The organism is Shinella sp. HY16, from assembly GCF_028534175.1.
GTDB lineage: Bacteria > Pseudomonadota > Alphaproteobacteria > Rhizobiales > Rhizobiaceae > Shinella.
Genome location: NZ_JAHYXL010000001.1, coordinates 1,742,586 through 1,766,511, shown reverse-complemented (window position 1 = coordinate 1,766,511; position 23,926 = coordinate 1,742,586). Strand labels below are relative to the sequence as shown.

Below are 23,926 nucleotides of genomic sequence, written 5' to 3'. Positions count from 1 at the left end.
CGGTCTATAGAAACGCGGAATTGCATGAACTGGCAGAAAGCGAGCACGATCATGACGGGTACGACACGCTCCAGCGCCGACATCGACCCGCGCCGCAAGCGCATCCTCTTCCGTTGCTGGCACCGCGGCATCCGCGAGATGGATCTGGTGCTCGGTGCCTTCGCCGATGCGGAGATCGAAACGCTTTCCGACATCGAGCTCGACGAACTCGAGCGCATCATGGCGGAAGAGGACAACGACCTCATCAAGTGGGTGACGGGGGAAAAGCCGGTGCCGGAGACATTCCGCGACGGCCTCTTCCCGCGCATCGCCGCCTATCGGCCCGATTTCTCGCCGCTCTTCAAAGATGACCGCGCATGATCCCCGGATTTTCTCCCGAACACATTGCGGCCGCCGGCCGGCCGATGACCATCGGCGCCGTACCATCCGGCGTCGAGCCATTGATTCTCGCCGAGCTTGCCCGCTCTTCCGGCCCGCTCGCCTACGTGCTGTCGGACGGCCAGCGCATCCCCGATCTTGAGCAGATGCTCGGCTTCGTCGCGCCGGATATTCCGGTGCTGACGCTGCCGGGCTGGGACTGTTTGCCCTATGACCGTGTCTCGCCGAGCGCGGAAGTGTCGGCACGCCGCCTTTCCGCCCTTTCCGCGCTGATCGCCCACCAGAAGAAGCCGCATGCGGCCATCGTGCTCGTCACCGTCAACGCCATGCTGCAGAAGACGGCACCGCGCGACATCATCGAGGGCCTTGCCTTCTCCGCCAAGCCCGGCAACCAGGTGCGCATGGACGACATTGCCGCCCGGCTGGAGCGCAACGGCTTCGAGCGCGTGGCAACGGTGCGCGAGGTTGGCGAATACGCGGTACGCGGCGGCATCCTTGACGTTTTCGTGCCCGGCAGCGGCGAGCCCGTGCGCCTCGATTTCTTCGGCGACACGCTGGAGAGCATCCGTTCCTTCGATCCGGCCAGCCAGCGCACGACCGGTCAGGCGCGCTCCCTCGACCTCAATCCGATGAGCGAGGTGACGCTGACACCGGAGACGATCTCGCATTTCCGCAAGCACTACCTTTCTTCCTTTGGCGCTGCAACGCGAGACGACGTGCTCTACCAGGCCGTTTCCGAAGGTCGGCGTTATGCCGGCATGGAGCACTGGCTGCCGCTTTTCTACGACGGCCTGGAAACCGCCTTCGACTATCTCGCCGGCTTCCGTATCGTTACGGACCATACGGTGCGTGAGGCGGCCGTCGAGCGCTCCCGTCTCGTACGCGACTACTACGACGCCCGCGTGGCCTCGGCGACGCCCGGCAAGGGCCAGGTGGCACAGGCGACGCCCTACAAACCGGTGCCGCCGGGCCTCATCTATCTCGATGCCGAGCGGTTCGGCCGCGAGCTCGACGAACGTGCTGCCATCCGCCTCTCCCCCTTCAACGAGCATGAGGGCGAGACACGGCATGTCGAAACCATCGCGGCGCGGCCCGGCATGCGCTGGGCCCGGCCTGCCGGCAGCGAGGATGCGGACAGCGCCCGTATCAACGTCTTCGACCAGGCGGTAAAGCACATTGCCGACAAGCGGGCGTCCGGTGCCAAGGTGCTGGTGACGGGCTGGTCGGAAGGATCGCTCGACCGTCTGTTGCAGGTGCTCGCCGAACACGGCCTCGGCAATGTCGTTCCCGTCGAGAAATTCTCCGATATCCGCAAGCTGAAGCCGGGTGAGGCGGGGTCGGCCGTGCTCAGCCTCGAAAGCGGTTTCGAGGCCGGCGACATCGTCGTCGTCGGTGAGCAGGACATTCTGGGCGACCGCATGGTGCGGCGCTCGAAACGGCGCAAGCGTGGCGCGGATTTCCTTACCGAGGTCGCCGGGCTCGATGAGGGCTCGATCGTCGTGCATGCCGAGCATGGCATCGGCCGCTTCGTCGGCCTGCGCACCATCGAGGCGGCCGGCGCGCCGCATGCCTGCCTCGAACTCGTCTATGCGGACGAGGCGAAACTCTTCCTGCCCGTCGAAAACATCGACCTGCTCACGCGCTACGGCGGCGAGGGCACGGATGCGCTGCTCGACAAGCTCGGCGGCGTCGCCTGGCAGGCGCGCAAGGCCAAGCTGAAGAAACGCCTGCTCGACATGGCCGGCGGCCTCATCCAGATCGCCGCCGCACGGCTGGTGCGCCACGCGCCGGTGCTCGCCTCGCCGGAGGGCATCTACGACGAGTTCGCGGCCCGATTCCCGTATGACGAGACCGACGACCAGGCGAATGCCATCGATGCCGTGCGCGAAGACCTTGGTGCCGGCCGGCCGATGGACCGCCTTGTTTGCGGCGACGTCGGCTTCGGCAAGACCGAGGTGGCGCTGCGCGCGGCCTTCATCGCCGCGATGAACGGTGTGCAGGTTGCCGTCGTCGTGCCGACGACACTGCTCGCCCGCCAGCATTTCAAGACCTTTTCCGACCGGTTCCGGGGCCTGCCGATCCGCGTGCAACAGGCCTCCCGCCTCGTCGGCGCGAAAGAACTGGCGCTCACCAAGAAGGAGTTGTCCGAAGGCAAGACGGATATCGTCGTCGGCACCCACGCGCTGCTCGGTTCGTCGATCAAGTTCGCCAATCTCGGCCTGCTGGTCATCGACGAGGAGCAGCATTTCGGCGTCAAGCATAAGGAGCGGCTGAAGGAGCTGAAGAGCGACGTGCATGTGCTCACGCTCTCGGCGACACCGATCCCGCGTACCCTGCAGCTTGCCATGACGGGCGTGCGCGAACTCTCGCTGATCACCACGCCGCCGGTCGACCGCATGGCCGTGCGCACCTTCATCTCGCCTTTCGATCCGCTCGTCATTCGCGAGACCTTGATGCGCGAGCACTATCGCGGCGGCCAGAGTTTCTACGTCTGCCCGCGGCTCAGCGACCTCTCGGAAATCCATGATTTCCTGCGCCAGGACGTGCCGGAGCTGAAGGTCGCCGTCGCGCATGGCCAGATGCCGGCCACCGAACTCGAAGACATCATGAATGCCTTCTACGAAGGCCGCTACGACGTGCTGCTCTCGACGACCATCGTCGAATCCGGCCTTGATGTGCCGACGGCGAACACGATGATCATCCACCGGGCCGACATGTTCGGCCTCGCCCAGCTCTACCAGCTGCGCGGCCGCGTCGGCCGGTCGAAGGTGCGCGCCTTCGCGCTCCTGACGCTGCCGGTCAACCGCACGCTGACGGGCACGGCCGAGCGCCGCCTGAAGGTGCTGCAATCGCTCGATACGCTCGGCGCGGGCTTCCAGCTTGCCAGCCACGACCTCGATATCCGCGGCGCCGGCAACCTGCTTGGCGAAGAGCAGTCCGGCCATATCAAGGAGGTCGGTTTCGAACTCTACCAGCAGATGCTCGAGGAGGCGGTTGCCGAAATCAAGGGTGACGAGGAGGTCGCCGATAGCGGGTGGTCGCCGCAGATTTCCGTCGGCACGCCGGTGATGATCCCCGACGACTACGTGCCGGACCTGCATCTGCGCCTCGGCCTCTACCGCCGCCTCGGCGAGATCACCGAACTGCGCGATATCGACGCCTTCGGCGCCGAACTCATCGACCGCTTCGGGCCGCTGCCGATCGAGGTGCAGCACCTCCTCAAGATCGTCTACATCAAGTCGCTCTGCCGCGTGGCGAATGTCGAGAAGCTCGATGCCGGACCGAAGGGCGTCGTCGTGCAGTTCCGCCACAAGGAGTTTCCGAACCCGGCGGCGCTGGTCGGCTACATTGCCAAGCAGGGCACGATGGCCAAGATCCGGCCCGACCAGAGCCTGTTCCTCGCCCGTGACTACCCGACGCCGGAAAAGCGGCTGACGGGTGCGGCGCAGGTGATGACGCAGCTTGCAGGGCTTGCGAAACAGTAGGTGCGTTGCGCCTGGATGGAGGATGAAGATGACGACCGCCAATACGTCCGCCACTGTCTACGGCGCCACCTACAGCGTCTATGTCCGCATCGTTCGGATCGCCCTTCACGAAAAGGGCGTGTCCTATGATCTCGTGCCGATCGACGTGTTCGCCGAGCAGGGATTGCCGGCGGACTACCAGGCGCGTCATCCCTTCGGCCGCATTCCCGCTTTCGAGCATGACGGTTTCCGCCTCTACGAGACGAGCGCCATCACCCGCTATGTGGATGAGGCCTTCTTCGGCCCGTCGCTCCAGCCCCGCGATGTCCGTGAACGGGCGCGGATGAACCAGATCATCGCCATGCTGGACAACTATGCCTATCGGCCGATGGTCTGGGACGTCTATGTCCAGCGCATGGAGACCGAGCCGGCGGATGAGGCGCTCATCGCTGCCGGACTGGAAAAGGCTCGCACCTTCCTTGCGGCGCTTTCGGGCCTGCTCGGCGAGGGGCCCTGGCTGGCCGGATCGGAACCCTCGCTCGCCGATTTTCATGCGGTACCGATGTTTGCCCTGTTCGAGCAGGCACCGGAAGGCACTGCGCTTCTCGCGGAGTTTGCGCAAATCCGGGCCTGGTGGGAGGGGATCAGGGCGCGCTCTTCCGTGGCAGCGACGGGGGCGTGAATCCAAAGCTCGGGAAGCTTTTCAAACCTGCAGCTTTGCCGGTTCCTGAATCTCGCGGGACTGGAAATTTGAGCATGCGAGATTTTTCTCGTGGAGAATATAGATATGAATAATAGATACAGTGCTTTAGCGTCACTTGTTTACAATCTGGACAAACCCGTCGGCCGCTCGTTCGGTGATGTCGAATATTACCGTGCACGACTCCAGGAATGCGGTGGGCCCGTCCTCGAACCGGCAGTGGGCAATGGGCGCGTCTATGTACCGCTTCGCGAGGCGGGCATAGACGTAGACGGGTTCGATGCTTCCGAGGAGATGCTGGCCTATGGCCGGGAGGCGTGTCAGGCCCGCGGCATCGTCGCCAGACTTTCGCAGCAGACCTTCGAGACATTTCATTACGACAGGCGGTTCGCGGCGGCCATCATTCCCGCCGGTTCCTTTCAGCTCATCACCGATGGGAACGATGCGCTTGCCTTCCTCCGGCGCCTTCATGCTCACCTTCTGCCCGGCGGAAGGCTCATCATCGACATAGGCGGGATCGATGGCCTTTTCGGCTCGGCGGCGCCGACGCGCAGCTGGAAAACAGCAGAAGGCGATCTCCTAACCCTGCTCGACCATCGCGCCGAGCCGGACTATGTGTCCCAGACGACATCGGCGTACCTGCGTTATGAACGGTGGTCGGGAGGAGCACTGCTCGAAAGCGAGCTCGACCTGTTCACGCTGCGCTGGTGGGGCATGCAGGAACTCAGGCTTGCCCTGGAGGCGACCGGGTTTTCCGATGTCATCGTGTCCAGCGACTATGTCTTCGGCCAGGCACCTGGAAAGAACACCGGAACCATGACGTTCGAGGCACGGCGCAGCGGATAGAGATGCCGCGCCCCTCCTGCTCAGTTCTTCCCGATGCGCTCCTGCGCCTTCAGGGCCGCGATCTCACGGAAGGCATTGGTCAGCACGTCCACCGACTGCGCACCCATCACGGCATATTTGTTGTCGATGATGAAGCAGGGAACGCCAGTCACGCCCATGTCGCGGGCCATGCCGATCTCCTCCTTGACCGAATCGACATCCGCGCCGGCCGAAAAGAGCGCAGTGACGACGGCGCGGTCCATGCCGCAGGCCTCGGCTATGTCGAGCAAGACGGCACGATCGCCGACATTGCGGCCCTCCTCGAAATAGGCCTTGAAGAGCGCAACCGCGACGCGGCTCTGCACCTCGGGGCCTTCGATCATCGCCCAGCGCAGCAGGCGGTGGGCGTCGAGCGTGTTCGGGCTGATCTTCACGGCAGGAAAGTCGAAGTCGATGCCGGCTTCCTGGCCGAGCCCCGCCAGCATTTCGTGCGCGCGCGCTACCGCCTCCTCGCCACCCAGTTTTTCAGCCAGGTGCTTCTTGTGGTCGACCCCTTCGGCCGGCATGTCGGGATTGAGCTGGTAGGGGCGGAACGTCACGGCGACCGCGAGATCGTCCTTGACCGCCTCGATCGCCTGTTCGAGACGCTTCTTGCCGAGATAGCACCATGGGCAGACGACGTCGGAGACGACATCGATCGTAATGGCTTCCATCTGCATTTCCTTTCAAGGCGCCGGACAATCCCGGCCACCGCGCAGCCGCATGCTCGGTCTGCGTGGCAGTGTCAAACATCTGCGACGGCGGCGGCCCGATAGGGCGCGCCGTGCTCTTACTGCCGAGATAGGCCGGCTTGCCGCCGCTTTCAACAGGTTACCTGGAGGTAACCCCAATTCTGGGGATAGCCTCTTTTTATTGCACCCGTTCATCCCACCAGACGGGAAGCTGAAAGCCCCAGAGCGGCGTCATGTCCGGGCGGCCGATGTTCTTGTTGCGCGCGATCCATTGCTCGCCGAGATGATAGAGCGGCACGACATAGTTGCCGGACAGCAGCATCCTGTCCTGGGCCCGCACGGCCGAGCCAAAATCCTCTGCCGTGCGGGCGGAAAGGATGGCAGCCATGACGCGGTCGAGGTCGGGATCGGCAACGCCCGCAAAGCTTTCGCTGCCTTCCGTGTCGCGTGCCTGCGATCCCCAGCGCCGCACCTGTTCGAGGCCCGGCGACAGGGAGGAGAGGAAGGCCTTCATAATGACGTCGTAGTCGAAAGTCTGGCTCCGGCTCTGGTACTGCGAATCATCGACGGTCCTGAGCGTGATGCGAATGCCGAGCGCGCCCAGGAAGCGCTGGTAGGCGAGGGCGAGTTTTTCCTGATCGGCATTCTGCGTCATGATCTCGAAGGCGAGCGGCTTGCCCGAGGCATCGACCATGCGGCCATCCTTGATGGAATAGCCGGCAGCTTTGAAATGGTTCATCGCCTCGCGCAGCACCTTGCGGTCGCGGCCCGAACCATCGGTTACCGGTAGACGGTAGGTGCCGTCGAGGATGGCCGGATCGATCCGGCTCGCCGCATCGCCGAGGATCTCGCGCTCCCGTGCGTCGATCGGTGCGCTGAGCGCGGACAGCGCGGTGTTCTGCCAAAAGCTTTCCGTGCGGGTATAGGCGTTTTCAAACAGGCTGCGGTTGACCCATTCGAAGTCGAAGGCATAGAGCAGCGCCTTGCGCAGTTCCGCGTTCTGGAACATCGGACGCCTTGTGTTGAAGACGAAGCCGAACATGACGGGCGGCAGCTTCGATTTCACGGCATCCTTGATGACCGTGCCGGACTGGACAGCGGGGAAATCGTAGCCGCGCGCCCATTTGGTCGGATTGCCTTCCTGGTAGATGTCGACCGCGCCCTTCTTGAAGGCCTCGAACAGCGAGTTGTCCTGCAGGAAGTACTCCACCGAGATTTCGTCGTAGTTATCGAAACCGACCTTGGAGGGGATGTCCTTGCCCCAATAGTTCTGATCGCGCTCGTAGACGATGCGCTCGCCGGGTTTCACCAGCTTGACCTTGTAGGGGCCGGAGCCGAGCGGCAGGGCGAGCGACGACCGGTCGAACGTCTCCACATCGGTGGCGTGCTTCGGCAGGATCGGCGAGAGTGCGATCAGGAGCGGTGCCTCGCGGTCACCCTTGTCGTTGAAGGTGAAGCGGACGCTGTTGTCGCCGGTCTTTTCGAGTTTTTCCACGCTGTTCAGGCGGATGCTGAAGGGCGCGCGGCCCTTGTCCCGCATCAGCTCGAAGGTGAAGATGACGTCCTCGGGCGTCACCGGCTTGCCGTCCGCCCAGCGTGCCTTCGGGTTGAGGTGGAACTCGACGAAGCTGCGATCGTCGTCCCACTCCACGCTTTCGGCCAGAAGGCCGTACATGGTGAAGGCCTCGTCGCGCGAGCGCACCATCAGCGATTCGTAGACGAGATTGCCGAATTCGGGGTCCCACATGCCGCGCGCCGTGGTGCGCATGCTCTTGAGAATGAAGGGATTGAGGCTATCGAAAGTGCCGACGACGCCGTAGGAGATGCGCCCGCCCTTCTTCACGTCCGGATCGACGTAGCTGAAATGCTTGTAGTCCGCCGGCAGGGCCGGCGCGCCGTGCATGGCGATGCCGTGAACCGGGGCGGCATGGGCGAAGGTCGCGGGCAGGCCGAGAAGGCAGGCGGCAAGGGCCGTCAGGAAGGGGCGCAATTGTGTCTCCTCGTGGGGTCCGGATGATTCTTTCCCATTATACGCGCTTGAAACGGGACGGCAGCGTGGCAGGTGAGGGAAATCGAATACACGCGGGAATTTCATCAAGAAAGGCTGGATATCCGGCGCGGCCCATTGTAACAGGGTTCCCCGAAGCGGGTCATGCAAATGCCTCATTTCGCCGACAGGAGAGCGCACGGCTGACCAAATCGCCCGAAAGGGACCCAAAGGGGGCGCTGTCGCTCCGGCACCGGATTTTCAGGAGACCGAAATCGTTATGATCTTCACATCGCACCTCATCAAGCGGACCGTGCTTTCCGCCTTTGCTGCTTCCGTTGCCCTGGCGGCTGCTCCTTCCGCTTCGCTGGCACAGCAGCAGGCAGCTGTTCCGCCGAAGGGCTGGTTCAAGGTCTGCACCAAGCAGGAAGACAACGACGTCTGCATCGTGCAGAACCTGCTGACGGCCAATAGCGGCCAGCTCATCACCGCTGTCGGCCTCATCACCGTTGCCGGCAAGACCAACCGCAAGATCATGCAGGTCTCGGTGCCGAGCGCCCGTCTGATCCCGCCGGGCGTTCAGATGCAGATCGACGGTGGCAAGGCCCAGAAGCTCGACTACGCCATCTGCATGCCCGACAAGTGCGTCGCCGAAGTGCCGCTGACCGACCAGATGCTCGCCAGCCTCAAGAAGGGCGGCGAACTCGTCCTGACCTCGGTCAACTTCCAGCGCGCGCCGAACCCGATCAAGATTTCGCTTGAAGGCTTCACCGGCGTGTTCGACGGCGAGCCGATCGAGCAGTCGCAGCTCGAAGAGCGCCAGCGTCTGCTGCAGGAAGAAATGCAGAAGAAGGCGGAGGAAGCCCGCAAGAAGCTCGAGGAAGCCCAGAAGGCTGCCAAGAGCCAGTAAGCGAGACGCTTCGCAAGACTTATGAAAAACCCGGCCATCGGCCGGGTTTTTTGTTGGGCGAAGCAGGAGCGGTTGACCGAAGCGCGCGGCTTCAGTGAAAGATGCCGCTCTGCTCCTTCCAGCGATAGTGCCCCTTGTCCACATCCATCAGGGCGCGGACCTGCGGATGGCGGATTGGCTTGCCGCTCTCGTCGGGCACGAGATTCTGTTCGGAGACATAGGCGACATATTCCGTGTCCTCGTTCTCCGCGAAGAGATGATAGAACGGTTGATCCTTCGATGGCCGGATTTCGGCGGGAATGGCATTCCACCACTCCTCCGTGTTGGCGAATTCCGGATCGACGTCAAAGATCACGCCACGGAAGGGGAAAACCCGATGGCGGACGATGTCGCCAATGGCAAATTTTGCGTTACGCATCTTCATGGCGTACCTACCTTTCCACTTATATTTGGGTAAATACGCCGAAACATCAATAGTTCAGCCGTCTGACACGTCTTTATCCAAGGGGGTGGGGCGCTTGCGCCACCGGTGGTTTCGGCGTACCTCGAAAGGGGGCGTCTCGCGTGGATCGGGTGGCATGAACAATCAATGGGGCAGGAGCGGTAACGGACAGGCGGCAAGCAGCGGCATCGGGGGCATCCTCTTTGCCTCCGTGGTGTGTCTGGCGCTTGGGGCTGCCGGCGGCTACGGCGCCTTCCGGCTGATGGACGACGCCATTCCGCGCAGCGAGATCGACGAGCGCGACACGCGCATTGCGGACCTTGCGCGCGAACTCGACGCCCGCGCCGCCCAGGTCGAGGAAAGTACCCAGAAGGCACAGGCGCTGACCGAGGAGAGCGGCAAGCTCAAACGCCAGGTCGAGGCCCTGCGCAAGGATGCGAATGCATCGGATTCGGATGTGGCGACGATCGCCGCCGAACGCACCAAGCTTGCGCAGGAGGTCGTGCCCGCGCTTGAGAACGAGATCGAACTGCTCGGCCAGCGCGTCGCGGATGCCGAGGCGCAGCGGAAGAAGGCCGAGGAGGCCGTCAAGGACCGCGAACGGCGCCTTTCGCTCCAGACCGACAAGATCGCCGGTCTTGAAAAGACCAGCACCCAGCAGGCTGCCGCGCGCGGCGCTGAGGCCGAAACGCTGAAGGCCGAGACCGCCAGCCTGCGTGAGGAGCTGGACAAGGTTCGCAAGGCCGAAGAGGCACTGCGCACGAAGAACCTCCCGGCGCTGGAAGACGAGATCAAGCGCAAGGACGCGGAAATCGCGGCCCTCGGCGAGCGCACCAGGGCGCTGACGGGGCAGGTCGAAGCGCTCGAGGCCGCGAGCTGCATGGCGCTGCCGAAGGAACTGAACGACAATGGCCGCAAGGCGGTGCCGGAGAAGGAGGCGACCGGCGAGGCCGCCCGGGATGCCGTCATCCCGACCCTCAACCCGCGCAACGGCGCACGCGTGGCCGAAGCGATGCGCGAAACGCCCGGTCTCGATGCCCTGACCAGCGTACAGCGCGACCAGCTCGAACGCTCGCTTGTGGCCGGCGAATGCGTGACGAGCGCGCTTGGCGGCGTCTTCCGCCGCATCCCGGTTCTTGCGCTGCGAAACCTGATGCGCGACCTCGACAGTGACTGCTGAGCCGCAACCTTGAACGTATCCTCTAAGGGAGACCAGGAATGAAGCGATCTGTTCTTTTGGCCGTGCTCGGACTGGCGCTTTCCACTGCGGGCGCTTTCGCCGCGGATTTCGAGCGCAACATCATGACCGGCGGCCCGCAGGGCACCTACATCAAGATCGGCCGCGATATCGCCGCGCTCGGGGCCGAATGCGGCCAGACGCTCAATGTGCTGGAAAGCGCGGGATCGCTGGAGAATTTCGTCGGCGTGCGCAACCGCCGCAACACCCAGTTCGGCATCGTCCAGAGCGACGTGCTCGAATATCTGAAGACCTTCGAGAAGAACGATCCGGAGGTGCAGAAGGCCGTCAAGGGCGTGCGCATCATGTTCCCGCTCTACAACGAGGAGATCCACGTCCTCGCGCGCACCGACATTGGCAGCCTGAAGGATCTCGCCGGCAAGAAGGTGGCTGTCGGCAAGAAGGATTCGGGCACCTTCCTCACCGCCACGCTCATCATGGACATCCTTCAGGTCAAGGCCGGCGAGCGCATGGACATCAACCCGGACGAGGCGCTGCCGAAGCTTGTCTCCGGCGAGATCGACGCCTTCTTCTACGTTGCCGGCGCGCCCGCCTCGCTCTTTACCGGCAACGCCATCGACAAGACGAAATTCCACCTCGTGCCGATCACCGAGGCGCCGCTGCTGGCCACCTATACGCCCTCGCGCATCGAGCCCGGCACCTATTCCTTCCAGGACAAGCCGGTGGATCTCATCGCCGTCAAGGCGGTGATGATGACCTACGACTACGACACGAAGCGCAACGCCTATCACCGCGACAGCTGCAAGACGGTGGCGGACTTCTCCAACCTCATCGTCACCGGCCTCGACAAGCTGAAGGCGACGGGCCATCCGAAGTGGAAGACGGTGGATCTCACCGCGCTGCCGCCGGGCTGGCAGGTCGGCGTCTGCGTGAAGGCCGGCATGGCGCTCGACTACAAGCCCGCCTGCAAGCCCGCTGCGGCTGCCACCAGCGCGACGGACGACAGCAACGAGGAATATCTCAACCTGTTGAAGCAGCGGCTCCAGCCGTAGGCAGGACATTCCCGCGCCGCCACAACGCTCCGCGATAAACAAAAAAACCCGGCCAAAGGCCGGGTTTTTCGTCGTGGGTCGCTGCCGATCAGGCGGAGTAGTACATGTCGAACTCGACCGGGTGCGGGGTCATTTCGAAGCGCATGACTTCCACCATCTTCAGCTCGATGTAGCTGTCGATCTGGTCGTCGTCGAAGACGCCGCCGGCGGTCAGGTACTTGCGGTCCTTGTCGAGGCTTTCCAGCGCTTCGCGTAGCGAGCCGCAGACGGTCGGGATCTTCTTCAGTTCCTTCGGCGGCAGGTCGTAGAGATCCTTGTCCATGGCCTTGCCGGGATGGATCTTGTTCTTGATGCCGTCGAGGCCGGCCATCAGCATGGCGGCGAAGCCGAGATAGGGGTTGCCGAGCGGGTCGGGGAAGCGGATTTCGACGCGCTTGGACTTCGGACCGGTGCCGAACGGAATGCGGCACGAGGCCGAGCGGTTGCGGGCCGAATAGGCGAGCAGGACCGGCGCCTCATAGCCCGGGACGAGACGCTTGTAGGAGTTCGTCGTCGGGTTGGTGAAGGCGTTGATCGACTTGGCATGCTTGATGATGCCGCCGATGAAGTAGAGGCACGATTCCGACAGGCCGGCATATTCGTCACCGGCGAACTGCGGCTTCGAATCCTTCCAGATCGACAGGTGGACGTGCATGCCCGAGCCGTTGTCGCCGAAAATCGGCTTCGGCATGAAGGTGGCCGTCTTGCCATAGGCATTGGCGACCTGGTGCACGACGTACTTGTAGATCTGCACCTTGTCGGCGCTGCGCACCAGCGTGTCGAACTTGACGCCGAGTTCGTGCTGGGCGGCGGCCACTTCGTGGTGCTGCTTCTCGACGGTGACGCCCATCTCGGTGAGGACCGTCAGCATTTCGGAGCGCATGTCCTGGCAGCTGTCGACCGGCGGAACCGGGAAGTAGCCGCCCTTGACGCGCGGGCGATGGCCGAGGTTGCCGGTCTCGTAGTCGGTGTCATCGTTGGACGGCAGCTCGGAACTGTCCAGCTTGAAGCCGGTGTTGTACGGGTCGGCCTTGTACTTGACGTCGTCGAAGACGAAGAATTCCGGTTCCGGGCCGGCATAGACGGTGTCGCCGATGCCCGAGGCCTTGAGATAGGCTTCTGCCTTCTTGGCCGTGCCGCGCGGATCGCGGTTGTAGCTCTCGCCGGAGACCGGATCGAGGATATCGCACATGATGACCATGGTGGACTGCGCGAAGAACGGATCCATGTGCACGGTCGCCGGGTCGGGCATCAGCACCATGTCGGACTCGTTGATCGCCTTCCAGCCGCCGATCGAGGAGCCGTCGAACATGACGCCGTCGGCGAACATGTCCTCGTCGACGCAGCCGACGTCCATCGTGACGTGATGCAGCTTGCCCTTCGGGTCGGTGAAGCGCAGATCGACGAACTTGACGTCGTTTTCCTTGATCTGCTTGAGGATTTCATTGGCAGTCGTCATTGTGTCGCGTTCCTGTGTGAGATGACGAGATGAAAGCCGCAGCCGGATGGCCGGGCGGGATTAGATGGCGTCGACGCCGGTTTCGCCGGTGCGGATGCGGATGACTTCTTCGACGTTGGAGACAAAGATCTTGCCATCGCCGATGCGGCCGGTCTGGGCCGCGTTGCGGATCGCCTCGATGACCGCCTCCGCATTTTCGTCCGCCAGAACGACCTCGACCTTAACCTTGGGCAGGAAGTCGACAACGTATTCGGCGCCACGGTAGAGTTCCGTATGGCCCTTTTGGCGTCCAAAGCCCTTCGCCTCGGTGACGGTGATACCCTGCAGGCCAACTTCCTGAAGGGCTTCCTTCACCTCATCGAGCTTGAAGGGCTTGATGATCGCTTCGATCTTTTTCATGAGAAAATGTCTCTCCGCTTCTCCCGTTTGCGCGCGGTGTGCGCCCGCTGCACAATCAAATGCACGTATCATGCCAACTTGAGCAAAACCTATGCCGGATCGGATGAAATCCGTGTCCGGTGTGTTCCTGCCCGTCCTCACGCCGTGGATGATGCGGCTTTCCGGGCGAAAGGGCCAGCGGAATCTGCCTAAAAATTGTCACTTTCCGCCATCGTGGACTGCAGCGAGGCGCGAAGCCGACGGACCTGCCGCGTAAAGCTGCAATTTTGAGCATATCGAATATGCAAATGCATAAAAAACAGGCTTTATGTCGGACCGATCCCCGGGCTTGTTTCCATTATGGTTTTGCGCGCATGGTGGCGACATGCACAAGGACATGGACACACTCATCGTCACGCCCGAGGATATGGGCCGGATCGACCGGGCCGCAGCCCTCAGCCTCTCGAGCTACGGTCTTATGGAACGGGCAGGGCAGGCAGTTGCCGCCGCCGCCTTGCGCCGCTTTCCGGGCGCGCTGCGCTTTGTCGTGCTCTGCGGGCCGGGCAACAATGGCGGCGACGGATATGTCGCGGCCAGCGCCCTGCTGGAGGCGGGGGCCTGCGTCGCCGTGCATGCGCTCGGGGAGCCCTCGGCCCTGGCAGGGGATGCCGCAAGCGCCTTCGCCCGATTTTCCGGCTCCGTCCTGCCCCTGGCAGCCTACAGGCCCACCGCAGGCGACGTCGTCATCGATGCGCTGTTCGGCGCGGGGCTTTCGCGGGATGTGCCCCAGGCGGTCGCAGAGACGATCGACGCCGTTTGTCGCAGCACCATTCCGGTTCTGGCGGTGGATCTTCCGTCAGGCGTCGACGGCCGGACCGGGCGGGTGCGGGGCACGGCCTTCGCGGCGACCGCGACAGTCACCTTCATGTGCCGCAAGCCGGGCCATCTGCTTTTGCCCGGCCGCAGCCTCGCGGGCGAACTCGAAGTCTTCGACATCGGCATCCCCGCGCGCTTTCTGGCCCGGCATGCGGAGCATATGCGCGTGAATACGCCGGCAATCTGGCGTCTCGCGCTGCCCTTGCAGGGCAGCGGTATCCACAAATACGAACGTGGCCATCTTGCCGTCTTTTCCGGCCCGGCCTTGGCCACGGGCGCCGCGCGCCTCTCCGTTGCGGCCGGCCTTCGCGCCGGCGCCGGCCTTGTCACGCTGCTTTCCTCGCAGGAAGCGCTTTCCGTCAATGCCGCACAGCTGACCGCGGCGATGCTGAAGCCCGTCGATAGCGACGACGACCTCTCGGCCCTCATCGACGACGCACGGCTGCAGACCTTCGTGCTCGGCCCCGGCTTCGGCGGCGGCGCGCGGGCGAGGGGCTATGTGCGCCTCATCGCCGACAACGGCCGGCGCCTGGTGCTCGACGCCGACGGCATCAGCGCCTTCCGCGAGGATCCGGCGGCGCTCTTTTCACGCTTCTCCACCGGCGCCCCGCGGCTGGTGTTGACGCCGCACGACGGCGAGTTCGCGCGTCTCTTTCCGGACCTTGCGATGGACGAGACCCTTTCGAAAATCGACCGTGCGCGCAAAGCCGCCGCGCGCAGCAATGGCATCGTGATCCTCAAGGGGGCAGACACCGTGATCGCCGCGCCGGATGGCCGGGTCCTCGTCAACGAAAACGCGCCGCCCTGGCTGGCGACGGCCGGTTCCGGCGATGTGCTTGCCGGCATCGTCGGTGCGCATCTTGCCCAGGGCATGCCCGCTTTCGAAGCGGCCGCCAGCGCCGTCTGGCGCCATGGCGAAGCGGGTCGCGTGGTGGGCGAGGGGCTGACGGCGGAGGATCTGCCGGACGCCATTCCGCCCTGGCCAGCATAACGACCCTGCCGGCTGCCTATGTCTTGAACGGAACCGGAAACGAGGGAGACCGGCATGATCGTCCAGGCCTGCATCAACGGTGCCCGCCCTGCGGACTACCATCCGTGCCTGCCGCTGACGGCGGAGGCGATGGCGATCGATGCCGCGGCCTGCATTGCCGCCGGCGCGGCGGAGCTCCACATCCATCCGCGCGGCCCGGACGGGCGCGAGAGCCTGGCCGCGGTCGACGAGACGGTGCGCGCCGTGCGTGAACAATGCCCCGGCACATTCATCGGGGTGTCGACAGGCGCCTGGATCGAAGGTGATCCCGCGCGCACACGCAGCCTCATTGCGGCATGGCGGGAACGTCCCGACTACGCCTCGGTCAATCTCTCCGAACCGGACGCGCCCGCGGTCATCGACCTGCTGCACCGGACAGGCGTCGGCGTCGAGGCGGGGCTGGCGCGCGTCGCGGATGCGGAACGGTTCGTCGCCCTGCCGGAGTGCCGGCGCGCACTGCGCGTCCTCATCGAGATTGATCAGGACCAGGATTTTCGAAGCGCGGACGCCATCGTCGACGGGATCGCCCGGGTTCTCGCAAAGGCCGGTGTCCGCCGGCCGATCCTCCTGCATGGAGCAGATTTGACTGTCTGGCATTTCGTCCGGCGCGCACACCGGGAACGCTGGTCCACGCGGGTCGGCCTGGAAGACGGCTGCCTGCGCCTCGACGGCGAGAGAGCCGCTGGAAACGCCGACATGGTTTCCGATGCCGTCCGGCTTTTCCGCTCGGCGGTTCCGGGCTGACGCCCGTGCCGAAGAGGGCACGGGCGGGCGGCGGTCCGTCTCAGCCGGTACGCCGCTGCAGTTCGCGTGCACCGTTCGGTGCGTTCACCTTGCCTGAGGTGATGAAGAAGGCGAAAACGTCGCGGGGTTTCTTCGCCAGCTTGGTCGCCGGGTCGATCTTCGGCAGATCGGTCGGTTCGCCGCCGCCGGACCAGGCCTTGAGCCGCTCCGCCCATTCGTCGAGCGCTTCCGGTGGATAGCAGGTCTCAACGTCGTCGGAGCCCTTCTGCAGGCGGGCATAGACGAAATCCGCCGTGACGTCGGCGATCTCGGGATAGTCCATATGCTGGGCGTAGACGATCGCCGCGTTGTATTTGCGGGCAAGCGCCGCGAATTCGGGCACGAGGAACGTTTCGTTGCGCACCTCCAGCGCGTGTTTCAGCGCGAGGCCGTCCAGCTTCTCCGGCAGGAGCTTCAGGAAGCCCTCGAAGTCCTCCGGCTCGAACTTTTTCGTCGGCGGGAACTGCCAGAGGATCGGGCCGAGATGGTCGCCGAGCTCGGTGAGCCCCTGCGTCAGGAACTTTTCGACGGATTCGCCGCCATCGGCGAGAACCTTGCGGTTCGTCGTGAAGCGGCTCGCCTTCAGCGAGAAGATGAAGCCGTCATGCACTTCGGAGGCCCATTTGGCAAAAGTTTCCGGCTTCTGTGAGCCGTAATAGGTGCCGTTGACCTCGATCGAGGTCAATTCGCGGCTGGCGAATTCGAGCTGGCGCTTCTTCGGCAGTTTTTCGGGATAGAACGTGCCTTCCCAAGGATCGAAGGTCCAGCCACCGATGCCGGTTCTGATGGTGCCGGATGTGCTCATGTCAGTTCTCCTCGACAGACAGATGGCGGCGCCTTTCAAGCGGGCGCAATGAAGGGCTGGGAAATCTCCTGAAACACCGGCAAGGCTTCCATGCCGGCGCAATGAGCGGCCAGGGCGGGGTAGCGCGCCGGATCGACCAGGCCGGGATGGGCCTCGCTAACATGCCGCCAGGCGCAGGCGACGGCAATATCCGCATGGGTCAGCCGGCCGAACCAGTGCTCTCCCGGCCGCGCCGCGCGCTCGGCGTCCAGCGCCGCCAGCACGGTCAGGATCTGCGCGCGGCAGCGTTCGACGAAATAGGTCGACGGCGCTTCGTGCAGGTGCAGTTCATAGAACAGGCTGACGCCCTTATCGGCGAAACCGGTTGCGAAGGTCATCACCTTCAGCACCTGCCGCCGCTCGGGTTCGGCCTGCGGAAGAAGACGGCTCTCCGGCGGGACAAGGCCATCGAGGTAGTCGAGGATGGAATGGCTGTCGGCCACCACATCGCCATCGTCGAGCACGAGCGTCGGCACCCGCATCAGCGGGTTGGCCGCCTGCACCCTGACGCCCTCGCTGAACACCGACCAGGGCCGGTGCTCGAAGGGGAGGCCATAGAGTTTCAGCGCGATGCCGACACGGCGCACATAGGACGAATCGTACTGGCCGATCAGGATCATGGCGCTATTCCGCCGCGATCGTCTTCATCGGCCGCCGCTCCAGCAGCTCCCTCAGGAAATGGCCGGTATAGGAGCGTTCCACCTTCACGACATCCTCGGGTGTTCCCTCGGCGATCACCTCGCCGCCGCCATCGCCGCCCTCGGGGCCGAAGTCGATGATCCAGTCCGCGGTCTTGATGACCTCCAGATTGTGTTCGATGACGACGACCGAATTACCCTGGTTGACGAGCTCGTGCAGCACTTCGAGCAGCTTTGCCACGTCGTGGAAGTGCAGGCCCGTCGTCGGCTCGTCGAGGATGTAGAGCGTGCGGCCGGTCGAGCGCTTCGACAGCTCCTTGGCGAGCTTGACGCGCTGCGCCTCGCCGCCCGACAGGGTGTTCGCCTGCTGGCCGACCTTGATGTAACCGAGGCCAACCTGGTTCAGCGTCACCAGCTTGTCGCGCACGGCCGGCACGGCGGCAAAGAACTCGACGCCTTCCTCCACGGTCATGTCGAGCACGTCGGCGATCGACTTGCCCTTGAAGGTGACGTCGAGGGTTTCGCGGTTGTAGCGCTTGCCGTGGCAGACGTCGCAGGTGACGTAGACGTCGGGCAGGAAGTGCATCTCGATCTTGATGACGCCGTCGCCCTGGCAGGCCTCGCAGCGCCCGCCCTTGACGTTGAAGGAGAAGCGGCCGGGCTGGTAGCCGCGCGCCTTCGCTTCCGGCAGGCCGGCGAACCAGTCGCGGATCGGCGTGAAGGCGCCGGTATAGGTCGCCGGGTTCGAGCGCGGCGTGCGGCCGATCGGCGACTGGTCGATGTCGATGACCTTGTCGATATATTCGAACCCGTCGATGCGCTCGTGTTCGGCAGGGATTTCCCGTGCGCCCATGATGCGGCGGGCGGCCGACTTGTAGAGCGTTTCGATCAGGAAGGTCGACTTGCCGCCGCCGGAAACCCCGGTCACTGCGGTGAAGACGCCGAGCGGGATCGATGCGGTAACATTCTTCAGGTTGTTCGCTTTCGCGCCGACGACCTTGATTTCCTTCTTTTTCTTCGGCTTGCGGCGCTCCCCGGGGATAGCCACAGAAAGTTCGCCGGAAAGGTATTTTCCGGTCAGCGACGCCGGATTGGCGATCACCTCGCCGGGCGTGCCCTGCGCGATCACCTCGCCGCCATGGATACCGGCGGCGGGGCCGATATCGACCACATAGTCCGCCGTCAGGATTGCATCCTCGTCATGCTCGACGACGATGACCGTGTTGCCGATGTCGCGCAGGTGCCGGAGCGTGTCGAGCAGGCGCGCATTGTCGCGCTGGTGCAGACCGATGGAGGGCTCGTCCAGCACGTAGAGCACGCCCGTCAGGCCCGAACCGATCTGCGAGGCGAGGCGGATGCGCTGGCTCTCGCCGCCTGAAAGCGTTCCCGAATTGCGCGACAGCGAGAGATATTCGAGGCCGACATCGTTGAGGAAGCGCAGGCGCTCGCGGATTTCCTTGAGGATTCGGACGGCAATCTCGTTCTGCTTGCTGTTGAGATGCTCCGGCAGCGCCTCGAACCAGTCGCGCGCGACGCGGATCGACATGGCCGTCGCTTCGCCGATATGCAGCTTGTTGATCTTGACGGCCAGCGCCTCGGGCTTCAGACGGAAGCCGTTGCAGGCCGGGCAGGGGGCCGCCGACATGTAGCGTTCGATTTCCTCGCGCGACCAGGCGCTGTCCGTTTCCTTCCAGCGGCGTTCGAGGTTCGGCACGATGCCCTCGAAGGTTTTGACCGTCTTGTAGGAACGCGCGCCGTCCTTGTAGTTGAACTCGATCTTTTCCTGCGTGCCGTTAAGGATCGCGCCCTGCGCCGCCGCCGACAGTTCGGACCAGCGGTTCGACAGCTTGAAGCCGTAGACGGCGCCGAGCGCTTCCAGCGTCTGGTTGTAGTAGGGCGAGGAGGACTTGGCCCAGGGCGCGATGGCGCCGTCGCGCAGCGTACGCTCCACCTCGGGCACGATGAGGTCGGCGTCGATCTTCTGCTGGCTGCCGAGGCCGTCACAGGTCGGGCAGGCGCCGAAGGGGTTGTTGAACGAGAAGAGCCGGGGCTCGATTTCCGGAATGGTGAAGCCGGAGACAGGGCAGGCGAACTTTTCGGAGAACAGCACGCGCTCGTGCGTTTCGTTCAGCGATTTGTTGGCCGAGCCGCCGGCAGCCGTCTCTTCCACGGGCAGCGGCTTGTCGGCAAATTCTGCGACCGCCAGGCCATCGGCGAGCTTCAGGCTGGTCTCGAGACTGTCCGCAAGGCGCGAGGAAAGGTCGGCGCGCACGACGACGCGGTCGACCACCACGTCGATGTCGTGCTTGTACTTCTTGTCGAGAGCGGGCACGTCGGCGATCTCGTAGAACTGGCCGTCGACCTTGACGCGCTGAAAGCCCTTCTTCATCAGCTCGGCGAGTTCCTTCTTGTACTCGCCCTTGCGGCCGCGCACGACGGGCGCGAGGATGTAGAGGCGCGTGCCTTCGCCGAAATCCACGACACGGTCGACCATCTGGCTGACCGTCTGGCTTTCGATCGGCAGACCCGTCGCCGGCGAATAGGGCACGCCGACGCGCGCGAAGAGCAGGCGCATGTAGTCATAGATCTCGGTGACCGTGCCGACCGTCGAGCGCGGGTTCTTCGAGGTCGTCTTCTGCTCGATGGAAATGGCGGGCGAGAGGCCGTCGATCTGATCGACGTCGGGCTTCTGCATCATCTCGAGGAACTGGCGGGCATAGGCCGACAGGCTCTCGACATAACGGCGCTGGCCCTCGGCATAGATCGTGTCGAAGGCGAGCGACGATTTGCCGGAGCCCGAAAGGCCCGTCATGACGATCAGCTTGTTGCGGGGCAGGTCGAGGTCGATGCCCTTGAGATTGTGTTCGCGGGCGCCGCGAATGGAAATGGTCTTGAGTTCGCTCATGGTGTCCAGCGTCGAAGGTCGTTGCGCATCAAATTCGGATCAGGCCCCTATGTAGGGATCGGACGGGGCCTGTCCATGTGCGGGTCAGAGAATTCCGTGCCCGTTTCCGATTCGGTTGACAAGAGTGTAGGGATTTATTAGAACAAAAAAAGAACAAAAATCTGCAATTCATCTGTGGATTACCACCTCTGCGGGGCGGCGCCGATGGCCGGCAGCCGATAAGATGCCGCATTCGTGTAGTGAAATGATGCCGGGCAATCTGCGCCCGGCGCGACAACGGGAAGTTACGGGTATGGCTGGAAGCGTCAACAAGGTGATCTTGATCGGCAATGTCGGGGCGGACCCGGAAATCCGGCGCACGCAGGACGGTCGGCCGATCGCCAACCTGCGCATCGCCACGTCCGAGACCTGGCGCGACCGCAACAACGGCGAACGCCGCGAGAAGACCGAATGGCACAATGTCGTCGTCTTCAACGAGGGCCTGTGCAAGGTCGTCGAGCAATATGTGAAAAAGGGCGCGAAACTCTACATCGAGGGCGCGCTGCAGACCCGCAAGTGGCAGGACCAGACCGGCAACGATCGCTACTCGACGGAAATCGTGCTGCAGGGCTTCAACTCGACGCTGACCATGCTGGACGGCCGCGGTGAAGGCGGCGGCGCAAGCCGCGGCGGCGGCGATTTCGGCGGCGCGCCCAACTATGACGACTACGGCTCGCGCCCGTCCTCGGGTGGTGGCGCCAGCGGCGGCGGCAACCGTTCGGGCGGTTCGCTCTCGCGGGACATGGACGACGACATCCCGTTCTGAGGACGACAGCGAGGCCGGCAATCAGGTCGGCCTCCGCTCAACGCGCGTCCGGCGGGCAGCAATGCGGTAGGAGGTGCGTCATGGGCGACGAGAAGACGGCTGCGGATGTGCTTTTCCTGCGTCCGGGCGAGGGCCGGGCCTATCCACTCGGTCGCATGAACGCAGTGTTCAAGGCGGATCACCACGAAACCGCAAGCGCCTACAGCGTTTCCGAATGGTGGCTGGAGCCGAACACGACAGGGCCGGGCGCCCATTTCCACACCGACAATATCGAGCTTTTTTATGTGATTGCCGGAACGGCCAGCATTCTGGCTGGCGAGGACTGGCTGGAAGCGCCTGCGGGCAGCTTCGTGCGCATCCCGGCCACTGTCATGCACGACTTCGAGAACCGCACGGATGCGCGTGTCGGCCTGCTCAATGTCTTCCTGCCGGGCGGTTTCGAGGAAAACATGCCGGCCATCGTCAGATGGTTTGCCGACAATCCCTGAGCGCTCTGCCGCGGGGATAGACCATTTCGCATCGGACCGGCTGTTCGGGCGGATGGCCATATGGGCGAAGATGCCAACATCCCGTTCCGGTCGTTCTGACTTTCTTAGTCTCTTCCCGGCATGATCCGGCCGCGGATACGGGGAGCGATCCGTGCCCGGGTCGTCTATTGCATGGCCGGAGGTGCATTTTAGTAAAATTCATTTGTAAAACAGGGGGCTTTCGAATGGGTTTGATCAATTTCATCCAGCGGATACGGGCTGGCAAAACGGATTTCCAGAAGGAAGCGCGCTACGGTCGCGCCAATGCGCGCGCCAGCGACTACATGGCTGTTGCTCAATGGTATGTCGAAAATTGTGACGACCCGCCGCATGTCCTGCAGAATTTCACCGAACTGGACGCCCGCGGCTTCCGGGCCGGGCACAAGGCCATTCTCTATGGATTCCGCAACGACATCGAGCGCAAGCTTGGCCATGCCCGGCATATCGGCACCCGCCAGAACCCCTGGATCGCGGCATTCGAGCGGCCTGCCGACCAGACGGTCTACTGCGCCTATGTGCTTCTGCGGGACGACAAGCAGAACTTCGCGGTGATGAAGCCCTATTGGTTCCTCTCGGCGGGCGAGCAGGAGAAGGACTACCGCTCGGACGTCATGAACGTCATCTGATCCGTGATCGAACAAGAACATCTGGAGTAGCCGGCAATGCCGAACATGACCGCCATCACGTCCGATCCCGAGAGCTTCCTGAAGAACAACCTGTTGCTGATCCAGTACCAGGCCTATGAATCAGGATACCGCAACCCCGGTGTGAAACGCTTTCTGCTGAACAAGGAAGACGACTTCACCTGCATGCGCAAGGGAACGGGCATCATTTCTCAGTTCAAGGAGAAGACCGTGGATGTCTGGTCGATAAAGTCGACCAATGCGCAGAACGCCAACGGCTGGGACTGCTACTGGCTGCCCTATGACCAGGATTTCAAGCATGTCGTCGTTCTCGAAAGCGACGCCGACGTGATGCTGACGCCGGCGATGGACGGATGCTCGTTCGGCTTCACGAACCATGGCGGTGGCGTCTATTCCGCATCGCACGGAAACCTGCAGACGCCGATGGGGCGCATCGACGAGGCCGGCCTGCGGCAGGGCATGCGCTTCCACAAGTCGACGCTGCACAAGTCCGACTACATGAACGTGCCCGGCCAGACCGACGTCAAGGTCACCTTGGTCGGCGTGCGCAAGGGCAACAAGTGGCGCTTCTTCTACCAGCAGTATCTTGACCAGATGGGGGCCTTCTACCTGCTGAATGTCCGGGAACTGAAGGGGTAGTCGTCGCCGTCAGCCGGCGAAGGCCGACTTCACCCCGTCCACCACGAACTGCACCGCCAGCGCCGCGAGGATGACGCCCAGAAGGCGTGTCAGGATTGCGCGGCCGGTCTTGCCGAGGAAGCGGTCGATGCGCTCGGCGATGACCAGCGAGAGGAACAGGATGACGAGGCAGAGCGCGATGACGCCGATAAGGGCGGCGCGCTCAAGCGCAGAGGGGAAGGAACCCGAGGTGAGGATCGTCGCGGAGATCGCGCCCGGACCGGCGATCAGCGGCAGGGCGAGCGGGAAGACGGCGATATTGTGGATGTGATCGCGGGTGATCGCCACCTCGCTGGTCTTCTCCTTCCGCTCGTTGCGGCGCTCGAAGATCATCTCGAAGGCGATCCAGAACAAGAGCAGGCCGCCGGCGATGCGGAAGGCGCCGATGGAGATGCCGAGCAGCGACAGCACGCCGGCGCCCGTCAGTGCGAAGACGGCAAGGATGCAGAAGGCGATGATGCAGCCGCGCAGCGCCACCTGCGTGCGCTGCGGGCGCGTCATACCGACCGTAAGGCCGAGGAAGATTGGTGCGAGGCCCGGCGGATCGATGGTCACGAGCAGGGTCGTGATCGCGTTGACCAGAAGATCGATGTTGAGCATGTCGGGCGTTCCCCTCGCCGTTGCGCGGCCGAT

General features: G+C 63.7%; 22 protein-coding genes. 13 read left to right on the top strand and 9 right to left on the bottom strand.

The genetic code is table 11. The features are described from left to right. Nucleotides 1–51: 51 nt before the first annotated feature. The 4 genes from K0P03_RS09035 to K0P03_RS09020 all read left to right on the top strand — a co-directional run bounded on the left by K0P03_RS09035 (nt 52) and on the right by K0P03_RS09020 (nt 5,388). Nucleotides 52–360 (top strand): FAD assembly factor SdhE, encoded by a 309-nt coding sequence (locus K0P03_RS09035; RefSeq protein ID WP_037408428.1) that lies wholly within the window; start codon nt 52–54, stop codon nt 358–360. Then, nucleotides 357–3,863 (top strand): transcription-repair coupling factor, encoded by a 3,507-nt coding sequence (gene mfd / locus K0P03_RS09030; protein ID WP_272789404.1) that lies wholly within the window; start codon nt 357–359, stop codon nt 3,861–3,863. Before K0P03_RS09035 ends, mfd begins: the two co-directional genes overlap by 4 nt. Before the next feature lie 22 nt (nt 3,864–3,885). Then, a complete protein-coding gene (locus K0P03_RS09025; protein WP_272789403.1) occupies nt 3,886–4,524 on the top strand; it encodes a glutathione S-transferase family protein in 639 nt (212 codons plus the stop codon). A gap of 105 nt (nt 4,525–4,629) precedes the next feature. Then, nucleotides 4,630–5,388 (top strand): class I SAM-dependent methyltransferase, encoded by a 759-nt coding sequence (locus tag K0P03_RS09020; RefSeq protein ID WP_272789402.1) that lies wholly within the window; start codon nt 4,630–4,632, stop codon nt 5,386–5,388. A 20-nt stretch (nt 5,389–5,408) separates the two neighbouring features. On the opposite strand, the gene K0P03_RS09015 is transcribed toward K0P03_RS09020, so the two are convergent. Together K0P03_RS09015 and K0P03_RS09010 are read right to left on the bottom strand one after the other, a co-directional pair. Continuing rightward, on the bottom strand, nt 5,409–6,080 hold the full coding sequence (locus K0P03_RS09015; protein ID WP_023512416.1) for a DsbA family oxidoreductase: 672 nt from the start codon (nt 6,078–6,080) through the stop codon (nt 5,409–5,411). A 196-nt stretch (nt 6,081–6,276) separates the two neighbouring features. Then, nucleotides 6,277–8,076, bottom strand: a complete 1,800-nt coding sequence (locus K0P03_RS09010; protein ID WP_272790465.1) for an extracellular solute-binding protein — start codon at nt 8,074–8,076, stop codon at nt 6,277–6,279. 289 nt (nt 8,077–8,365) lie between these two features. Between K0P03_RS09010 and K0P03_RS09005 the strand changes: the two genes are divergently transcribed. Continuing rightward, complete coding sequence (locus K0P03_RS09005; RefSeq protein WP_023512418.1) at nt 8,366–8,995, top strand: invasion associated locus B family protein; 630 nt, start codon at nt 8,366–8,368, stop codon at nt 8,993–8,995. A 91-nt stretch (nt 8,996–9,086) separates the two neighbouring features. On the opposite strand, the gene hspQ is transcribed toward K0P03_RS09005, so the two are convergent. Next, nucleotides 9,087–9,419: a heat shock protein HspQ gene (gene hspQ, locus K0P03_RS09000; protein ID WP_050743998.1), complete on the bottom strand. Its 333-nt coding sequence runs from the start codon at nt 9,417–9,419 to the stop codon at nt 9,087–9,089. A 154-nt stretch (nt 9,420–9,573) separates the two neighbouring features. Here hspQ and K0P03_RS08995 point away from each other — a divergent pair, with 154 nt between their 5' ends. Together K0P03_RS08995 and K0P03_RS08990 are read left to right on the top strand one after the other, a co-directional pair. Beyond that, the gene (locus K0P03_RS08995; RefSeq protein ID WP_272789401.1) at nt 9,574–10,617 is read left to right on the top strand and encodes a hypothetical protein; all 1,044 of its coding nucleotides are present in this window, start codon (nt 9,574–9,576) and stop codon (nt 10,615–10,617) included. A gap of 38 nt (nt 10,618–10,655) precedes the next feature. Continuing rightward, entirely contained in the window at nt 10,656–11,687 is a 1,032-nt protein-coding gene (locus K0P03_RS08990; RefSeq protein ID WP_272789400.1) for a TAXI family TRAP transporter solute-binding subunit, read from the top strand. Between the two features lie 88 nt (nt 11,688–11,775). Here the strand turns inward: K0P03_RS08990 and glnA are convergent, their stop codons facing one another. Both glnA and K0P03_RS08980 read right to left on the bottom strand, forming a co-directional pair. After that, on the bottom strand, nt 11,776–13,185 hold the full coding sequence (gene glnA, locus K0P03_RS08985) for a type I glutamate--ammonia ligase (RefSeq protein ID WP_023512422.1): 1,410 nt from the start codon (nt 13,183–13,185) through the stop codon (nt 11,776–11,778). 60 nt (nt 13,186–13,245) lie between these two features. Then, complete coding sequence (locus K0P03_RS08980) at nt 13,246–13,584, bottom strand: P-II family nitrogen regulator (protein ID WP_003515720.1); 339 nt, start codon at nt 13,582–13,584, stop codon at nt 13,246–13,248. A 364-nt stretch (nt 13,585–13,948) separates the two neighbouring features. Between K0P03_RS08980 and K0P03_RS08975 the strand changes: the two genes are divergently transcribed. After that, nucleotides 13,949–15,430 (top strand): NAD(P)H-hydrate dehydratase, encoded by a 1,482-nt coding sequence (locus K0P03_RS08975; RefSeq protein ID WP_272789399.1) that lies wholly within the window; start codon nt 13,949–13,951, stop codon nt 15,428–15,430. 54 nt (nt 15,431–15,484) lie between these two features. After that, nucleotides 15,485–16,213: a 3-keto-5-aminohexanoate cleavage protein gene (locus tag K0P03_RS08970; protein WP_272789398.1), complete on the top strand. Its 729-nt coding sequence runs from the start codon at nt 15,485–15,487 to the stop codon at nt 16,211–16,213. A gap of 40 nt (nt 16,214–16,253) precedes the next feature. Here the strand turns inward: K0P03_RS08970 and K0P03_RS08965 are convergent, their stop codons facing one another. The 3 genes from K0P03_RS08965 to uvrA are packed head-to-tail and all read right to left on the bottom strand — an operon-like array spanning nt 16,254 to nt 20,639. Next, on the bottom strand, nt 16,254–17,057 hold the full coding sequence (locus K0P03_RS08965) for a DUF72 domain-containing protein (RefSeq protein ID WP_272789397.1): 804 nt from the start codon (nt 17,055–17,057) through the stop codon (nt 16,254–16,256). A 35-nt stretch (nt 17,058–17,092) separates the two neighbouring features. After that, entirely contained in the window at nt 17,093–17,716 is a 624-nt protein-coding gene (locus tag K0P03_RS08960) for a glutathione S-transferase family protein (protein ID WP_272789396.1), read from the bottom strand. A gap of 4 nt (nt 17,717–17,720) precedes the next feature. Next, nucleotides 17,721–20,639, bottom strand: a complete 2,919-nt coding sequence (uvrA, locus tag K0P03_RS08955) for an excinuclease ABC subunit UvrA (RefSeq protein ID WP_130515918.1) — start codon at nt 20,637–20,639, stop codon at nt 17,721–17,723. Nucleotides 20,640–20,931: 292 nt separating this feature from the next. Here uvrA and K0P03_RS08950 point away from each other — a divergent pair, with 292 nt between their 5' ends. The 4 genes from K0P03_RS08950 to K0P03_RS08935 all read left to right on the top strand — a co-directional run bounded on the left by K0P03_RS08950 (nt 20,932) and on the right by K0P03_RS08935 (nt 23,254). After that, nucleotides 20,932–21,444 (top strand): single-stranded DNA-binding protein, encoded by a 513-nt coding sequence (locus tag K0P03_RS08950; protein WP_272789395.1) that lies wholly within the window; start codon nt 20,932–20,934, stop codon nt 21,442–21,444. A gap of 80 nt (nt 21,445–21,524) precedes the next feature. Next, nucleotides 21,525–21,932: a cupin domain-containing protein gene (locus K0P03_RS08945; RefSeq protein WP_023514613.1), complete on the top strand. Its 408-nt coding sequence runs from the start codon at nt 21,525–21,527 to the stop codon at nt 21,930–21,932. A 224-nt stretch (nt 21,933–22,156) separates the two neighbouring features. Further along, nucleotides 22,157–22,597, top strand: a complete 441-nt coding sequence (locus K0P03_RS08940) for a hypothetical protein (protein WP_023514612.1) — start codon at nt 22,157–22,159, stop codon at nt 22,595–22,597. Between the two features lie 36 nt (nt 22,598–22,633). Further along, complete coding sequence (locus K0P03_RS08935) at nt 22,634–23,254, top strand: hypothetical protein (RefSeq protein WP_272789394.1); 621 nt, start codon at nt 22,634–22,636, stop codon at nt 23,252–23,254. A gap of 9 nt (nt 23,255–23,263) precedes the next feature. Here the strand turns inward: K0P03_RS08935 and K0P03_RS08930 are convergent, their stop codons facing one another. Beyond that, nucleotides 23,264–23,893 (bottom strand): MarC family protein, encoded by a 630-nt coding sequence (locus tag K0P03_RS08930; protein WP_023517297.1) that lies wholly within the window; start codon nt 23,891–23,893, stop codon nt 23,264–23,266. Nucleotides 23,894–23,926: the final 33 nt, after the last annotated feature.

What these genes read in the sequence shown, in the direction of transcription:
- K0P03_RS08975 (WP_272789399.1), top strand. Translation starts at nt 13,949, where the DNA reads ATGCACAAGGACATGGACACACTCATCGTCACGCCCGAGGATATGGGC.
- K0P03_RS09035 (WP_037408428.1), top strand. Translation starts at nt 52, where the DNA reads ATGACGGGTACGACACGCTCCAGCGCCGACATCGACCCGCGCCGCAAG.
- K0P03_RS09015 (WP_023512416.1), bottom strand. Translation starts at nt 6,080, where the DNA reads ATGGAAGCCATTACGATCGATGTCGTCTCCGACGTCGTCTGCCCATGG.
- hspQ (WP_050743998.1), bottom strand. Translation starts at nt 9,419, where the DNA reads ATGAAGATGCGTAACGCAAAATTTGCCATTGGCGACATCGTCCGCCAT.
- K0P03_RS08980 (WP_003515720.1), bottom strand. Translation starts at nt 13,584, where the DNA reads ATGAAAAAGATCGAAGCGATCATCAAGCCCTTCAAGCTCGATGAGGTG.
- K0P03_RS08995 (WP_272789401.1), top strand. Translation starts at nt 9,574, where the DNA reads ATGAACAATCAATGGGGCAGGAGCGGTAACGGACAGGCGGCAAGCAGC.
- mfd (WP_272789404.1), top strand. Translation starts at nt 357, where the DNA reads ATGATCCCCGGATTTTCTCCCGAACACATTGCGGCCGCCGGCCGGCCG.
- K0P03_RS08990 (WP_272789400.1), top strand. Translation starts at nt 10,656, where the DNA reads ATGAAGCGATCTGTTCTTTTGGCCGTGCTCGGACTGGCGCTTTCCACT.
- K0P03_RS08935 (WP_272789394.1), top strand. Translation starts at nt 22,634, where the DNA reads ATGCCGAACATGACCGCCATCACGTCCGATCCCGAGAGCTTCCTGAAG.
- K0P03_RS08960 (WP_272789396.1), bottom strand. Translation starts at nt 17,716, where the DNA reads ATGATCCTGATCGGCCAGTACGATTCGTCCTATGTGCGCCGTGTCGGC.
- K0P03_RS08965 (WP_272789397.1), bottom strand. Translation starts at nt 17,057, where the DNA reads ATGAGCACATCCGGCACCATCAGAACCGGCATCGGTGGCTGGACCTTC.
- K0P03_RS08970 (WP_272789398.1), top strand. Translation starts at nt 15,485, where the DNA reads ATGATCGTCCAGGCCTGCATCAACGGTGCCCGCCCTGCGGACTACCAT.
- K0P03_RS08930 (WP_023517297.1), bottom strand. Translation starts at nt 23,893, where the DNA reads ATGCTCAACATCGATCTTCTGGTCAACGCGATCACGACCCTGCTCGTG.
- K0P03_RS08945 (WP_023514613.1), top strand. Translation starts at nt 21,525, where the DNA reads ATGGGCGACGAGAAGACGGCTGCGGATGTGCTTTTCCTGCGTCCGGGC.
- K0P03_RS08940 (WP_023514612.1), top strand. Translation starts at nt 22,157, where the DNA reads ATGGGTTTGATCAATTTCATCCAGCGGATACGGGCTGGCAAAACGGAT.
- K0P03_RS08950 (WP_272789395.1), top strand. Translation starts at nt 20,932, where the DNA reads ATGGCTGGAAGCGTCAACAAGGTGATCTTGATCGGCAATGTCGGGGCG.
- K0P03_RS09005 (WP_023512418.1), top strand. Translation starts at nt 8,366, where the DNA reads ATGATCTTCACATCGCACCTCATCAAGCGGACCGTGCTTTCCGCCTTT.
- uvrA (WP_130515918.1), bottom strand. Translation starts at nt 20,639, where the DNA reads ATGAGCGAACTCAAGACCATTTCCATTCGCGGCGCCCGCGAACACAAT.
- glnA (WP_023512422.1), bottom strand. Translation starts at nt 13,185, where the DNA reads ATGACGACTGCCAATGAAATCCTCAAGCAGATCAAGGAAAACGACGTC.
- K0P03_RS09020 (WP_272789402.1), top strand. Translation starts at nt 4,630, where the DNA reads ATGAATAATAGATACAGTGCTTTAGCGTCACTTGTTTACAATCTGGAC.
- K0P03_RS09025 (WP_272789403.1), top strand. Translation starts at nt 3,886, where the DNA reads ATGAAGATGACGACCGCCAATACGTCCGCCACTGTCTACGGCGCCACC.